Here is a 14,219-nt window from a genome sequence, read left to right as displayed (position 1 = left end):
TTTTTAGTTGTGGCAAGCTCCACAATTGCTATCTTCCCACTCTTTTATAGCATAGGTTCCCCAGATAGCTTCTGGAGGTTTATTGTAATGTTTAATATATAGTTCAATGGTCTTTTGAAAGATCTTAGGATTACTATTCTCGCTTGGAGTGTGATGAATAAATCTTTGGTAGTAAGACTGACAAAATTCATGATAATACCTAGTAAATAATATAAATTCATGCCAAGCAAGATCAACAATTAGAGACGGGCTTAATTTCTCATTCGTTATATGAATTAGATTTAAAAATTTAATCATTTCAAAAAGTAATTCATCAGTATCAACTTGATGTTGCGTACTTATTTTGTCAATTTTTTTTCTTAGCAATGGAGTATTACTGAGTATATCATTTAATTGATGTTGCATGAGAGGTTAATTCAAAAATTGTTTGTTTTCTCCGTTAGCAATATAAAGTAGTACGTCGTTTTCTTTAAGAATCAGATTGTTTTCTGGATTCTTTATCAATTGATTTTCTCTACTTAATGCAACTAGTGTGATTCCTGATTTTTCTTTTAGGTCTATATAAGTTTTAAGAAAACTGGTATTGATATAATTGTGATTGTTAGTTAGCTTGGTTTCACAAATGTCAAGGTTAGTTTTGTCGTTAGAAGTAGAAATTAAATCTTCTGTTAATAGAGCTACATTTGGTTCAAAAATATAACTAGCAATAAACTTAGAAACGATTTCTTTCTTAGGAATGATAAATTGAACACCTAAATAATTGAAAGATGATTTTAGTTCAATATTTTCTATAGCAACAACACAGTTAACACTTTCAAACTGTTTTTTTAAACTTATGGTATAAACCAATGAATCTGTGTCATTTTCAAAGCTTATATAAACACGTCTTGATGAGGTGATATTTATTTTTTCTAAAGCGTTATAGTCATTTAAATCAGCCAATAAAACAAAACATTTTTTATCAGAATATATCTGTCTTATAGTTTTTAAATCTGATTCTTGATTAACCACGATAGCCAAATCTTCATTGGCTTTGATAATTTGTTCGGCAACTTGTTTAGAAAAGGCATTCCAACCTATTATTATACAGTGGTTATTCATGTCGGTTCCAAAGTATCCCATTTCTCTTTTTTTTAAGTATTCTGATATTTTTAAGCTTAATTCTGTTACGATATATCCTAATATTCCAAGGCTTCCTAAAACAAATAGGATTCCAATAAGTCTTCCCCAAAAAGTAATAGGATAAAAATCTCCGTATCCTACCGTGGTTAGCGTTACTAGCGAATACCAATAAGCATCGGAAATATTATGAATATTTGTGTTTTCAAAGTTAGATTCGAAGTAATATAATCCATAAACAAGCAAGTTGTATATAAGAGTAATTACTCCAAAAACGATTAGTTTTTGTTTGGTACTCATGTTTACATCAAACTTTTGAACAAATCCAACTTTTCTTGATTACAGCTACTTAACTCTACATAGGTTTTATTGCTTTCAGGAAAGGTGTGAATAGCTAAATGACTTTCACCTAATAACCAAAAACAAGTATATCCCTGTTGCTCAAAGTAATGCTCGTTAAAGGCAAGTATGGTAAACTTACTTTGTTTCAATAAAGCTTCAAATCTATTTTTTAAAACATCAGGATTGGTTTCAGAAATCCATTCTTGTAGATTAAAAATTTGTGCTTTTATATGTTTATATGTGGTATTCATTTCTTGTTAATATAAATCCCAATTACCCTTTAAATAGTACTGATATAATACTGGGTTTTGAATTTTGTTAATTTCTATTTCGTTAGCATCAATATTGAAAAAATCTTTCTTCCCAAAAGAGGTGATTAACATCATGGCTTCGTTATTAATCCACTTTGTAGGAATAGAAGAAAACTTCAGTCCTTGCAATTTTTGTTTAAATTCTTCTCGGGTAATTTGATTGTTTTTAGTTCCAATAATCCATCCCCATTCTCCCATGGAAATAACCTGGTTGTGCATAGGTACTGTAGTAAAACCTGCTGATTGCAAAGTAGCATCAATGCAATGAAATGCTTTGGTTGCAAAATATGGACTTCCAGATTGTGTAATGATTAATCCATTAGGACGTAATTTACGTTTACATAAACTATAAAACTCATGAGAATATAGTCTTCCAAGTTCTACACTTCTTGGATCTGGTAGGTCAATAATGATAACATCATAAAAAGATGTATTGTCTTGTTCTAAATGAACATAAGCATCTTTGTTATAAATGTTGAGTTTGTTACTGCTCATAGAACCTTCATTAATATCGATTAGAATAGGGTTGTTTTTCCCTAAATCAGTCATGTTCGGATCTAGATCAACCATATCAATATTGTCAACAGAAGGATATTTAAGAAGTTCTCTAACAGCACATCCATCACCACCTCCAAGAATTAAAACTTTTTGAGGATTAGGATGTAATTGCATAATTGGGTGTACCAAAGGTTCGTGATACATCTCCTCGTCAATTGAACAAAATTGTAAATTTCCATTGAGGTACAACCAATGTTCATCTTTCCATTCTGTTAAAACTATTTTCTGATACTTACTTTGTGTTGCAAAAACGATCTTGTCTTGGTATTTTTTTTGTTCTCCCCAAGTAATAATAGCGTCTGTAAAATTAATTCCTAAAGCTAATACTATCAAAACCACACTGATCATTCCAAACATTGGTTTTAATTGGCTTTGAAGCATTTTTCCTTTAAATCGATAAAAGACAATACAAGCTACAAAAAAGTTAATCAAACCTAGAATAAAAGGAGTGTAAGTAAGCCCAAGTATAGGTAGTCCAATAAAAGCAAAGAAAACCCCTCCAAGTAAACTTCCGTAATAGTCTTTTTCTAGAATAGAGGAGATGTTGGTTTTTAAATCTTCATATTCTTTATTGATTCTTACTACTAAAGGAATTTCTAAACCAATAAGTAGTCCTACCAACATACTTAAAAAGTAAATGACTACCTCATAGTATGAAGAGACAGCTGCTAAGGTATAAACCAATACAGAAGAAAAGGCTACGATTAACGATAGCGCTAACTCTAACAATAAAAAATTTCTGATTAGGTTCTTATTGAAGTATTTACTCAATCTACTACCTAATCCCATGCAAAACAACATTAAGGAAACAATCATAGTCCATTGAAAAACAGAGTTTCCTATAAAATAAGTAGCGAGCGTAGAAAGAACATATTCAGCAACAATTCCTGCAAAACCAGTTGCAAAAATTGCCGATTTTAATATAAATGAATTGTTTTTTAAATACTCCATGTAATTAATATCGCAGAACCTATATAAGCAAAAGCTTCAATTAATCCTGCTCCAATATTTGGTTTTTCTTGATTGATAATTTCATCTGTTAATCTTCGTCCTGGCAATAGAACTTTGTCAGTAATAAAGCGCATGATAGGTAATAATACAATACCTAAAACTGTTTGTAAACTTACATCTACGATAGTTGTAGTCCAGTCAATAAACGGATCTAATAAGGCATTCATAATAACAATACCAATAGCCAATATGGCACCACCGAAACTAATTCCTACTGCTACATTATCTTTTTCAATATGATCGTGTACATCAAAACGAATCCAAATTGTAAAAATCTTAGCAGCTACAACGAGCATAATATTACCAATTGCCCAGTAGCTTACAAAGGTGAAAAGTCCTTCTTGTAAACTTTCAGATTCACCAATAAGTGCACCATGAAGTAGTAGCGCATTGGCTATGTAAATACAAGCTTCAATGATTCCAGTACCTTCATTTTTATCGGTAATGATTTCTTTTTTAATATCGAATTTTGGTAAAATTAATTTGTTACTTACAAATAGTGATATATGCAGTAAAAGCATACCTATAATGCTATAAATAGCAATATGCATAATATCAGTTGTAAAACCCGCACTTTCTCCAATAATAGCACCACCTAAAATGATAACAAGTCCAGTAAAATAACCAACATAGGCAAGAATAAAGGCAAAATTGTCCTTTTCGATAAGTTCATTGGTAATATTAATCTTTGGGTTTACAAGTTTGTAAAGTAACTTTCCAATATAAAAAACAAGGAAAGCTGTAACGATATAACCCAAAGAGTGGGTTAGGCTGTTAAAATCTATATATTCGGTTAGATTGTCCATCTATGATAATTCTTTTTAGTTAGTTGTTATTTACCAAATCCGCCACTTCTTGAACGAGAGGAAGATCTACTATAGCGAGAACCACTGCGGCTAGTCTTACTGTTTTTACTATAACTTTTGCTAGAAGTATATCCTCTTGAACGTAAATCAGAAGCGCTTCGAGTTACTTTTGAATTAACTCTGTCTTTAAAAGTTTTAGGTTTACTAGCCCAGCTGGTTTTTGAATTTGTGGAAGAGGTAGTACCATATTTACTCGAAGTTCCGTAATAAGACTTTTTGTTTCTGTAGTTTCTATTATAGTCGTTCCAATCGTTTCTAGGGTACCCGTATCCGTAGCCATATCTTGGACCAAAGAATAAATCAGAAAACAAACGATAACGTCCGTAAAAAGCCCAAAAAGAGCTTCCATCACTATGCGTTCTCCATTCTCCATATTTCGGATTTCCAACATAGTTGTCTACACCTGCAGGAGAGGAGTTTTTGTCTAGTTTACCATTTTTCTTACTCAAAATGGTCATTCCTAAGTCGTTTTGATATTCTTCAAAAGTGATTGGAGATACTTCCTTCCAATCAGTATCAATAACTTTAATATCTGTAGGTTCAGCTAAGCTATCTTTTAATTGCTCAATAGATAAGCTTGGTTGTTTTTCTTCAATAAGAATACGATATTTATGAAAGTACTTATCGGTGTCTTCTTTATAGTCCATATCGGCTAGTATGACACTATAATCACTTTTGTCAATATATTTGGTAATGATATTGTCAATTGGTGATTTTACAAATTTTGGTTTTCTTTCTGCGCCACATGAACTTATAAGTAAGCAAATGGTAAGTAGCAAAAGATAGTTGATATATCGCATGGTAGTTTTATTCGTTGTATGATGGTAAAATATTTGAGATTTCATAAGACTTCAGTATGTTTCCGATACTTGCTTCAAAGTCTTCTTCTCCCCATTGTTCTATTGTTAAACATTTTTCTTCGTCTTCATCTAAATAGTAAAAAGAAATCAGTTCTTCCCAATCTTCATTTTCTACATTTCGGTAGTATCCCGGAGCTTCTTCATCTAAATAGTAAGTAATGTCTTGATGAACGATTTGCTTTGGAGGTTTACCATTAGTATCAATATAATCGGTAACCGTTGGCCCAAGTTTTCGATATTTTAGTTCTTCCGAAAGAGAAATGATCAGTTCATCATCTTCTTCAATATGAAGAAAACGCTTCTTCCCTTTAGATTCAATCACAAATTCTCTAGAAAAATGATTGTCTCCCCAGTCATATTCAGACATTTTGGTAACCGTCCATGTTTCTAAATCATAATCCAATAAATAACCATTTTCTAAATCGGTTACTTTGATGTCAATCGGATCGTAATGTTTTTCCTCTTCGTTTTTATTGCTTTTGAATAAATCAAAAAATCCCATAGTAGTAGGTTGTTAATTTTTGTTATCTAATCCTTTTTGTAAAACAGATTTTATTCCCTCTAAATTCTCTGTAAAAGCCATCATCTGACTTAGAATTTGTGCCATTTCATTTTTGTTTCCTAAACCATTTAGTTTATTGTTTTTCACAAAAATCTTCTTAATGTCATCCCATCGAGTTTGCTCTTCTTCCGATAAAGAACTAATCAATTCTTTATATTTCAAAAGGTTCGCCTCAGCTGCTGAGGTTAAGGTTTGTGATTCACTTTCATAATGAGATAATAACAAACGTTCTAACTCATCATGATTCATAATCGGAACAATTTTAGCCACTAATTTATTCATATCACGATACGAACCTTGTAGTTTAAAAGAAGGTTCCGTTCTATAATTATCTTCCATTGCGGCTGATTGAATATAGGTTTGGTTTACTTTTAAAATAGTATCTCTAACCGTGATTACTTTTTCAAGAACTGCTGTGTAATCTTGCACTTCTTGTTTGGTGTGATTTCCTTTTAGGTTAACCTCTTGCGTATTGTTTTCAACTTTATCAATCAAGGCATATACATCTTCAAAGTATTTACTACTTAATTGATGTAACACTGGATTTGAAGTTAAAGAGTTCTCTATCAAACTTAGTTTGAATAGGTGTTCTGTATCTCCAATAATATCTCCTAAATTGTAAATGTCGGCCCTATTGGCAAGCATGTCTGGTATTTGGAATCTATCTCCACTTTCGGTGTACGGGTTTCCTGCCATGATTACACAGAATTTTTTACCACGTAAATCATAGGTTTTAGATTTTCCGTTGTAAATACCTTCAATCTTTCTTGTTCCATCGGAAAGAGAAATGAATTTTTGTAAAAACTCTGGATTACAATGTTGAATATCATCAAGATATAACATTACATTGTCTCCCATTTCAAAAGCTAAGTTTAACTTTTTTAATTCTTCCCGAGAAGCTGAATTGTTTGCAGACATTGGGTCTACAGAAGTTACCTCATGACCAATAGCCGGACCGTTGATTTTCATAAATACCAATCCCAATCGATTCGAGATATATTCCATCAAGGTAGTTTTACCATATCCTGGAGGAGAAATTAATAATAACATTCCCATTCTATCGGTACGTTTATTATTTCCAACCGTTCCCAATTGTTTTGCTAGGTTATCTCCAATTAAAGGGAAATATACTTGGTCAATTAACTTATTTCTTACAAAAGAAGAAAGTACTCTAGGTTTGAATTCTTCGAGTTTTAAATCTTCTTTTAGTTCTTCTGTAACTTGCTGTTTTGCTTCTCTATATTGAATAAAGTTTGGTACTTCGTTTTGATTAAAGTGTGTTAAATCTTTAATGAATTGATGATAATCGAACTCAATTGAACTTTCATTAATGGTTGTATGGTTTCCTTTTAAATCGTTTAAGATTTGTTTAGGATGTACATTAATCGGATTTAAAGCCGATAAATCTTCAAATAATAATAATACAACCACTTCATGAATGTATTCAACATCGCTAGGAGCTTTTTCAATGATATAAGAACTTATCCATTGTTTAGCTAACTGAATTTTGTCTGTATAGGCTTCTAATTTTTGAATTCCTAATTTGAACTTATGAAGTGCATCTTGCTTGTCTAAAGTTTTTATAAATGTTTCCTTTAAAGTCAATGCTTCACTACTAGTATGGAAGGTATTGTCACTTCTTAATTCGTTGAATAAATACTTAGCAATTGTTTGCGATTGTTCTGTAGAAAAAAGTTGTGTTTCTTCAGAAAATGTATTCAAAGCGGTCGTCAAATCATCAATAATAAAATCATAAGCAGTACTGTTTGGAAACACTGCTAAAACTTCACCAGAAGCTTTGATAGAATTATTATAGACACTCTTTTGCTCTTCTGTTAAAGAGTTCCAGAAATATTGTGCAAATGCTCTTGTGTCAGGAGTAAAGGTTAGTAAACCTAATTCATGGTGTTTGTGTACCAATAAGTGTAATATTTTAGCTGCATCTACATCGTGAACTCCTTTTACATATCCTTCAGCATATGAATTACTGCTTTCTTTTTGAATTAAAGTCAATAAATCTTCTTCTGTTAGGTTGATGAGTTCTTCTTCTTTGAACTTTTTAAATATTTTAAAAGCTAAGTAGGCAGATCTATATACCTTATCGTTTTCAGAAACGAGCTCTTGGTTCCAGTATTTTTTTGAATTTAGTAAGACTTCATTAGAAACTTCTTCATAGAAATCAGTTCCTGTAAGGTGATAGTATAATTGCTCATTTTTATAAACAATCGTTAAGTCTAATATTTGTCTGTTAACACCAAACTTATGTTGTCCTAATTTGATTACATTTTCACCATCTTCATATAACTCTTGTTTGTCTTTTAATTTTCTAAGAGCATCTTCTTTGGCAACCTTTAATTGCGTTTCAATGGCTTCTGCTTTACCAATATCGTCTAGTTCTTTTAACTGACTAATGATGTCTCTTACTTTGTTAATCATTAAGTCAGCAGCAAAGTACCCGTTGATATCTTGATTAGAATTAAAGCTCAATGCTTTTTTACGAACACCTTTTAAAATTCTTTCTGAAGCAGTTTGTAAAGCAACGGTTTTCTTATTTCTTTTTTCAATTAAGCTATTCTTTCTATTGTCAAAAGCCGCATGAACTTCTTCTCTTTTTTCAATAATTTGAACAATAAACTCTTCGAAGTCGGCAAACTTACCTTCTAATTCTTCAAGTTGAATGGCTGTTTTGGTTAAGAACTCGTCGCATTTTTCCGGAGTATTGGCAATATCAATATAGTTGATAATACTCTGGTCAATTAATTTTAATTGCGCATTAAAATCAGCTTTAGCTTCTTTACTACCTAAACTTTTAATACTGTTTTTAATTCCAGATTTTAATTGGTTTAGTGTAGCGAATATCAAAGAAATATTGTCAATAATCTTAGTAGATTGAGAAGTATCTTCGATTTCTAAATTGGAAACAATATCAATTAACATCTCTAAATCCGATGTAATTTGATTCACTTCTTTTTCTAAAGATTTTGCGTCGATTACCTTTTTAATGTTTGGTAATGCGGCTTGTTTTTCTGCAACGCGATTATGATATGGTTCTAAAGCTTTATCGTTTAAAAGAAACTGTACACAACGCTTAGAAATAAGGTTGTTTTGCTCAGCAACTTGTTCTTCTAATTCTTTTAAAAGAGCTGCATTTATATAGCGAATATCATGTAAGCTAATTACTTCTCCACGTAAGGTGCGAAGCTGGTTTAAAAGCACAACAAAATCATCAATAGATTTAAAAGAAGTACTTTTAATTTTACCAAATAATTCTTCTGATTTCGTATTGATACTTTTGGTTTCCTTTTCAGCTTGTTTTTTTAACTGTACAACTTTCTCAAATTCTTCAATAGCAGCATTGGCAGCTTCATTAATTTGAGCAATTGGTAGGTTTAATTGAGAAGTTTCTTTTTCTGGTAACCAATAATAAGTGTCGTTTATATCTTTAGATATTTTGGCAATATCATTGTATAAACCTGTATAATTATCTTCTTTGTTTAATAGGTTGATTAATTCGTGACACTCTGCCATGGCACGAACAATGTCTTTGTTTCCTATTTTATATAACAAACTATCTTCATGTTGAGAAGGCATAAAATCTCCCTTTAAATACGGAGTTTGCCAAATTTGTACAACATGGTGTTTGGTTTGTTCGTTTTCTGTTTTAAAATAACAAAGTTCTCCATTTTGTAATACGGTAAAACCATTACAAATAATAGGAGTTTTAACTTCTTGCTCAATAATATTATACGACATTAAAATATACAAACCACGAATGGTTGCATAGAAAACGTATAAGAAGTCTTCTCCGTTTGGAGAGATTATTTTTTCTTGAAACTTTACCTCTTTAGCATCGTTTTCAAAAAGTTTGTATTCTCCAGTTTGAAGGTAGTACCCGTTCGGGAATATAATACCATGATCATCTGGTAACTGAACCGCCGTGTCTTTAATACTATCAATTTTTTGAACTTCTTGAAGTTTATGATTGTATACAAAGTATCGTGCAGGTTCTTGAAATGGCTTTACTTCTAGGGTAATTAGGTTTCCTAAATTACCATAACGAAATTGACCATCATCTAAGGTTTGATCTATATGTTCAACAGGTTCGGCAAGAATTCCTCTTCCTTCATCTGTGTTATCTTCAATTTTAATGGTTAAGTCTCCACCAATAGTTTCTACAAAAACTTTGTCTAAAATAGAAACATGAGAGTAGGTACCATATCGGTGCATGTCACGAGTTACCTCTTGCCATTTAAACTCATGTTGGGTAGGAAACTTATATTCATGTTCACTACGATTGTCTATATACTGTAAATTACCTTCATTAATTAACCATTTAAAAGCTTTGATATCGCTTTTGTTTTCGCTTAATTGAAAAACCATGTACAAGTAGTTTCCAATAATGGCAAACTTTGAGAAAATGGTATTTCGATAATATTTATAAAGGTTGGTAAAATCGTCTATAAAAACAGGATCGTTTAATAAATCTAAAGACTGAATTTGAAAGTGTTGCTCTTTAAATTCATAGATACTAAACACATCCGATAATTTAATGTCGGTTCTTAATCCAAAGTGAACGTTATATCCGAAAATAGAAATGTTTCCTAAAGACACAATATCTCTAGCAATACAATTGTTTTCGGTGTTGATTCTATCGTTAGCAATTAATTTGGTTTCTATAGCCCCAAAAACATGTTTTCTGTCTTCATTTAGCTTATGCAATCGTTCTTGTAGGTCTTGCTTTTGTTTTTGCAATCTACCTTGAATGATTTCATAAGTACCGCCGTCTAATTGCTGCGCATTGTTTTGGTTTTCCATGTACTTTTTTTAGTGAATTCTAGTGGAATCATTGTGTACTCTGTAAAAAGGTTTTTTTTACAGGAAATCGTCATTGCGATTGAAACGCAGTGAAAAGAAGTAATCTATTTTTTATTCAAAGATTCCTTCATTCGTACCTCCATCGGAATGACGATTATAATTTTAAGACAGTTAAGATTCAAGAGTTTTTAAGCTCTTGAATCTAGCTTTTATGATAATTTTTGGTTCGATAAACCTAAACCTTTAGCTAAATTGAATAGGTTACCAAAAAGTGTTTCATCATCAGAACTGGTTGCTTTTCCTTTTAAGTCCATTAAAAGGTTAGCTACAGTTAGGTTTTTAATATCTTCAGAAGAGATTCCGTATTTGGTAGCAAAGTCTTTTATTTTATCTAATAAGTTTCCTTTTACATCGTCACTTCCTAAGATAGCATCTTTTACATCTTGAATATTATCACTATGCTGTACTAATCTATCAAATCCTTTAGCTTTGGTTATTTGTCCAATGATTTGATCGAAGAACATTGTTTCTCCACCTACAATATCAATATTAGCAGCTTTTAATGCATCACCAATAACTTGTGCTTGTGCATCTGCAATATCTTTCTGAACATTGATATGAGCTAAATCAACTTTTAATTCTTTATCTAAGCGTAGCTTAAACTCTTCGTGTTCTTTACCAACACCGTCAAGTTTCTTCATTGCTTCTGCTTTTTCTTCAATTCCAGCAGCTTCTGCTAATGCGATTTCTCTGTCTCCAGTTGCTTGCGCAAGTGCTTTCTCTTTGATTACTTCTGCTTCTGCAATACCTTCTTCTTTTAAAGCCTCCGCTTTTGCCAAAGTACCAGCAGCTTCTGCTTTTGCTTTTTTCTCTATAATAGTAGCTTCTACAAGTCCTTGACGTTCGTTAGCATCTGCTTTTGCGTGCATTACTTGTGCTTCAGACATACCAATAGTAGCTTCTTCTTTTGCTTTAGCTTCTGCTAATGTTTTTCTTGCTTCTGCTTCTTTTTCACTCGCTTCTTTTTGAGCTTGAGCATGAATGTTAATTTCTTCAGCTTTTTGCTTTGCAGCTTCTTTTTCTGCTTCTGCCAACTTAATTCGTTTAATTAATTGCTCTTGAGCAGACTTTTCAGCTAGAGTAATAGCAACTTGCTTTTCACGATCAGCACCTTTGAAAGCTTCAATATCTTTCATGTTCTCTTTTTCTTCTACCACACCTTTTTCTAGCATCACTCTATCGCGAATAACATCTTGAATGTTTTTCTTTTCAACTTCTACCACTTTCTCTTTTTCAATTTGAGCAAGTGTAACAATACGTTCACGCTCTGTAGCCTCTAAAGCCCTGTCTTTTTCAACACGCTCCGTTTCAACAGCTTCTGTACGTACTTTGTTTTTCTCTGCAACAATGATTTGACGTTGCATATTTTCTTCTGCAACTTGTACCTTTTCTTCAGTAGCAATACGAGCAGTTTCAGATTTTAAACGTTCTTCTTCAGCTACTTTTAAAATCTCTGCTTCTTCACGTGCTTTGATGTTAGCAATTTCTCTTTTTTGTTGCTCTTCTTTTTCAGCTAATTGTTTGTCCAACTCTAATATAGCTTCTCTGGCCTCAACATCTTGTTTACGAATTACTTTTTCCTCGTCACGTTTGATTAGATTGGCTTTGATGTTTTGGGCAGCAGTTAATTCAGTAATCTTCTTAATACCTTCAGCATCTAAGATGTTATCAGGTTTTAAATAATTTACTGGAGTTTGTTCTAAATAATCAATAGCACAATCATCAAGAACATATCCGTTTAGGTCTACCAAGATTATATCTTTAATCTCGTCTCTAAATTCTCTACGAGCTTCATATAATTCAGTGAATTGAAATTTCTTTCCAACAGTTTTTAGTGCTTCTGAGAACTTTGCTTCAAATAAGTCTTTGAGGGTGTCAATATGAGAAGCTCTTTCACAACCAATGGTTTCAGCTACTTTTTTAATATCCTTTACATCCTCATTAATCCTAATAAAGAAGGCTACCTTTATGTCTGCTCTAACATTATCTTTACAAACTAGACCATCAGAGCCCAATCTTTCTATTTCTATTTTTTTTACAGAAATATCCATGATTTCTACACGGTGGAAAACAGGAACGACATAAAGACCTTTGTCTGTTGCAATTTTCGCTCCTTTAAAACCTGTTCTAACCAAAGCTTTTCCTTGAGGAACTTTTTTGTAGAACATTGCTACAATAGCAAAATATAATATGACTAGGAATAAGAACAATCCAATTCCCATTCCAATTATTTGTAGTAAATTATCCATAGTAATTATTTAGTGTTTAATTGATATATTTTTGAACAAAGTAAAAAGAATTATCATTACTCTCTTTAATAATAAGAATTTGGTCTTGATAATTTATTTTTTCGTTATTCAGAGGCTTTATATTAATTGTAAGATTTTTGTTTTCAGCTTTTACTTCTGCTGTACCCATTTTATTTTCAGTAATAGTAGACAATGAGATACCTGTTCTCCCTATTAAGTCAATTGGTTTGTCTCCATCTTGATTTAAGTTTTTAAAGAAATTTTTAAATGGGGTTGTAAAAATCTTAGTAATAAATAATGAAGGAATAAACCCTGCAAGCATTAAAATAAATCCAAAATTATTATTAAAGCTATGTGTTATAGTTGTACTAATAGCTGTGCAAATCCACCAAATGAAAATCCAAGAGGTGAATGTGAACATAAAAGGTAAACCGACAAAGTTGAAATAGATTAAGATAACCTGCCACCATTTTAGTGGTTTTCTTCGTTTATTGTCAACTATATCTTCTTTGTTGATCTCTGTATTCGAAATATCATGAAAATCAACATTTCCTCCCTCTATTCCAGTATCAATATCAACATCAGTATCTACGTCTATGTCAATATCAACATCAACGTCTAAATCAAAGTCAATACCCGTTAACATGGTAATTAACCAATAAGTGATTAGTATGATTACGAGTAAGGTAAGTGTAATGTTTACACTAGAAAATAGAATGTCGGTTAGCGAGTTCAATATTATGATTCTTTATCTTTATTATTCATTCCTAATTGTTCTTTCAACTTTTCTAAGTCGCTCATAGCACTTGCTTCTGTAGTGTCTACTGCAGCATCTAACTCTTCATCAATACTTTTAGATTTGTTAGCAATATCTCCATAAGCGTCTGCCAAAGCTTCTTCTTGTTGTACTTTTTCTTTCATACGCTCAAGCATAGAAACTGTGCTTGAACTATCAATCTCAGCCATTTGCTTGTTTAAGTTCTTAGTAGCGTTGCTTACTTTAACTCTAGCTTTTAGGGTTTTTAATTCATTTTCCCATTTGCTAATGTTCGATTTGATTTCAGAAACATTCTTTTCTAATTGAGAAACTGATTGGTTAAATTTATCTGCTTCAACAGTTGCTCTCTCAACATGCTTTGTAGCTTCTTCTTTTTTAATTAAAGCTTCTTTAGCTAAACGATCAGCTTCTGCCATGTCTAAGTCACCGTTTTGAGCTTTCTTTAAAATGAGCATTGCTTTATTTTGGTAATCTTCAGCTTTAGAAGTGTATTCTTCTTTTTCGTTATTAGCTCTAATAGCCATAGCTTTTACCTGAGCTAATGCTTCAAGACTTTTGTCTAAATCTTGCTTCATATCTCTAATTCCTTGCTCGGTCATTTTAATAGGATCCTCCATTTTGTCAATAGCAGAATGTGCTTCAGCTTTTCCTATTCTAAAAAGTCTTCTAAAAATGTTCATGATAATTT

At 31.8% G+C, this 14,219-nt stretch carries 11 protein-coding genes; all 11 read right to left on the bottom strand.

Translation table 11 applies throughout. The features are described 5' to 3' along the window. Window positions 1–3 precede the first annotated feature (3 nt). Complete coding sequence (locus tag ABNT22_RS13440) at window positions 4–405, bottom strand: hypothetical protein (protein WP_348718681.1); 402 nt, start codon at window positions 403–405, stop codon at window positions 4–6. Between the two features lie 6 nt (window positions 406–411). Then, complete coding sequence (locus ABNT22_RS13435) at window positions 412–1,419, bottom strand: potassium channel family protein (RefSeq protein ID WP_348718679.1); 1,008 nt, start codon at window positions 1,417–1,419, stop codon at window positions 412–414. 2 nt (window positions 1,420–1,421) lie between these two features. Further along, the gene (locus ABNT22_RS13430; protein WP_348718678.1) at window positions 1,422–1,712 is read right to left on the bottom strand and encodes an S-adenosylmethionine decarboxylase family protein; all 291 of its coding nucleotides are present in this window, start codon (window positions 1,710–1,712) and stop codon (window positions 1,422–1,424) included. Window positions 1,713–1,718: 6 nt separating this feature from the next. Next, window positions 1,719–3,281 carry a polyamine aminopropyltransferase gene (locus tag ABNT22_RS13425; RefSeq protein WP_348718677.1) on the bottom strand — a complete coding sequence of 521 codons (1,563 nt, stop codon included), beginning with the start codon at window positions 3,279–3,281 and terminating at the stop codon, window positions 1,719–1,721. Next, window positions 3,269–4,147, bottom strand: a complete 879-nt coding sequence (locus ABNT22_RS13420) for a DUF350 domain-containing protein (protein WP_348718676.1) — start codon at window positions 4,145–4,147, stop codon at window positions 3,269–3,271. Before ABNT22_RS13420 ends, ABNT22_RS13425 begins: the two co-directional genes overlap by 13 nt. Window positions 4,148–4,173: 26 nt before the next feature. Next, the gene (locus ABNT22_RS13415; RefSeq protein WP_348718674.1) at window positions 4,174–5,052 is read right to left on the bottom strand and encodes a hypothetical protein; all 879 of its coding nucleotides are present in this window, start codon (window positions 5,050–5,052) and stop codon (window positions 4,174–4,176) included. Beyond that, window positions 5,015–5,569: a DUF4178 domain-containing protein gene (locus tag ABNT22_RS13410; protein ID WP_348718673.1), complete on the bottom strand. Its 555-nt coding sequence runs from the start codon at window positions 5,567–5,569 to the stop codon at window positions 5,015–5,017. The genes ABNT22_RS13415 and ABNT22_RS13410 overlap by 38 nt, the downstream gene beginning before the upstream one ends. Window positions 5,570–5,581: 12 nt before the next feature. Next, on the bottom strand, window positions 5,582–10,444 hold the full coding sequence (locus tag ABNT22_RS13405; protein WP_348718671.1) for a DNA repair ATPase: 4,863 nt from the start codon (window positions 10,442–10,444) through the stop codon (window positions 5,582–5,584). Between the two features lie 209 nt (window positions 10,445–10,653). After that, window positions 10,654–12,753, bottom strand: coding sequence for a flotillin family protein (locus ABNT22_RS13400; RefSeq protein ID WP_348718670.1), 2,100 nt, complete (start codon window positions 12,751–12,753; stop codon window positions 10,654–10,656). 16 nt (window positions 12,754–12,769) lie between these two features. Further along, the gene (locus tag ABNT22_RS13395) at window positions 12,770–13,489 is read right to left on the bottom strand and encodes a hypothetical protein (RefSeq protein WP_348718669.1); all 720 of its coding nucleotides are present in this window, start codon (window positions 13,487–13,489) and stop codon (window positions 12,770–12,772) included. Window positions 13,490–13,491: 2 nt separating this feature from the next. Further along, entirely contained in the window at window positions 13,492–14,211 is a 720-nt protein-coding gene (locus tag ABNT22_RS13390) for a PspA/IM30 family protein (protein ID WP_348718667.1), read from the bottom strand. Window positions 14,212–14,219 lie beyond the last annotated feature (8 nt).

The sequence above is a fragment of the Tenacibaculum sp. 190130A14a genome, assembly GCF_964048965.1.
Classification (GTDB): Bacteria; Bacteroidota; Bacteroidia; order Flavobacteriales; family Flavobacteriaceae; genus Polaribacter; species Polaribacter polynesiense.
This window is presented reverse-complemented; position numbering and strand designations above follow the sequence as displayed.

Excerpts from the sequence above, each read along its gene's own strand:
- ABNT22_RS13410 (WP_348718673.1), bottom strand. The coding sequence starts at position 5,569 with ATGGGATTTTTTGATTTATTCAAAAGCAATAAAAACGAAGAGGAAAAA.
- ABNT22_RS13400 (WP_348718670.1), bottom strand. The coding sequence starts at position 12,753 with ATGGATAATTTACTACAAATAATTGGAATGGGAATTGGATTGTTCTTA.
- ABNT22_RS13390 (WP_348718667.1), bottom strand. The coding sequence starts at position 14,211 with ATGAACATTTTTAGAAGACTTTTTAGAATAGGAAAAGCTGAAGCACAT.
- ABNT22_RS13415 (WP_348718674.1), bottom strand. The coding sequence starts at position 5,052 with ATGAAATCTCAAATATTTTACCATCATACAACGAATAAAACTACCATG.
- ABNT22_RS13435 (WP_348718679.1), bottom strand. The coding sequence starts at position 1,419 with ATGAGTACCAAACAAAAACTAATCGTTTTTGGAGTAATTACTCTTATA.
- ABNT22_RS13420 (WP_348718676.1), bottom strand. The coding sequence starts at position 4,147 with ATGGACAATCTAACCGAATATATAGATTTTAACAGCCTAACCCACTCT.
- ABNT22_RS13405 (WP_348718671.1), bottom strand. The coding sequence starts at position 10,444 with ATGGAAAACCAAAACAATGCGCAGCAATTAGACGGCGGTACTTATGAA.
- ABNT22_RS13430 (WP_348718678.1), bottom strand. The coding sequence starts at position 1,712 with ATGAATACCACATATAAACATATAAAAGCACAAATTTTTAATCTACAA.
- ABNT22_RS13440 (WP_348718681.1), bottom strand. The coding sequence starts at position 405 with ATGCAACATCAATTAAATGATATACTCAGTAATACTCCATTGCTAAGA.
- ABNT22_RS13425 (WP_348718677.1), bottom strand. The coding sequence starts at position 3,281 with ATGGAGTATTTAAAAAACAATTCATTTATATTAAAATCGGCAATTTTT.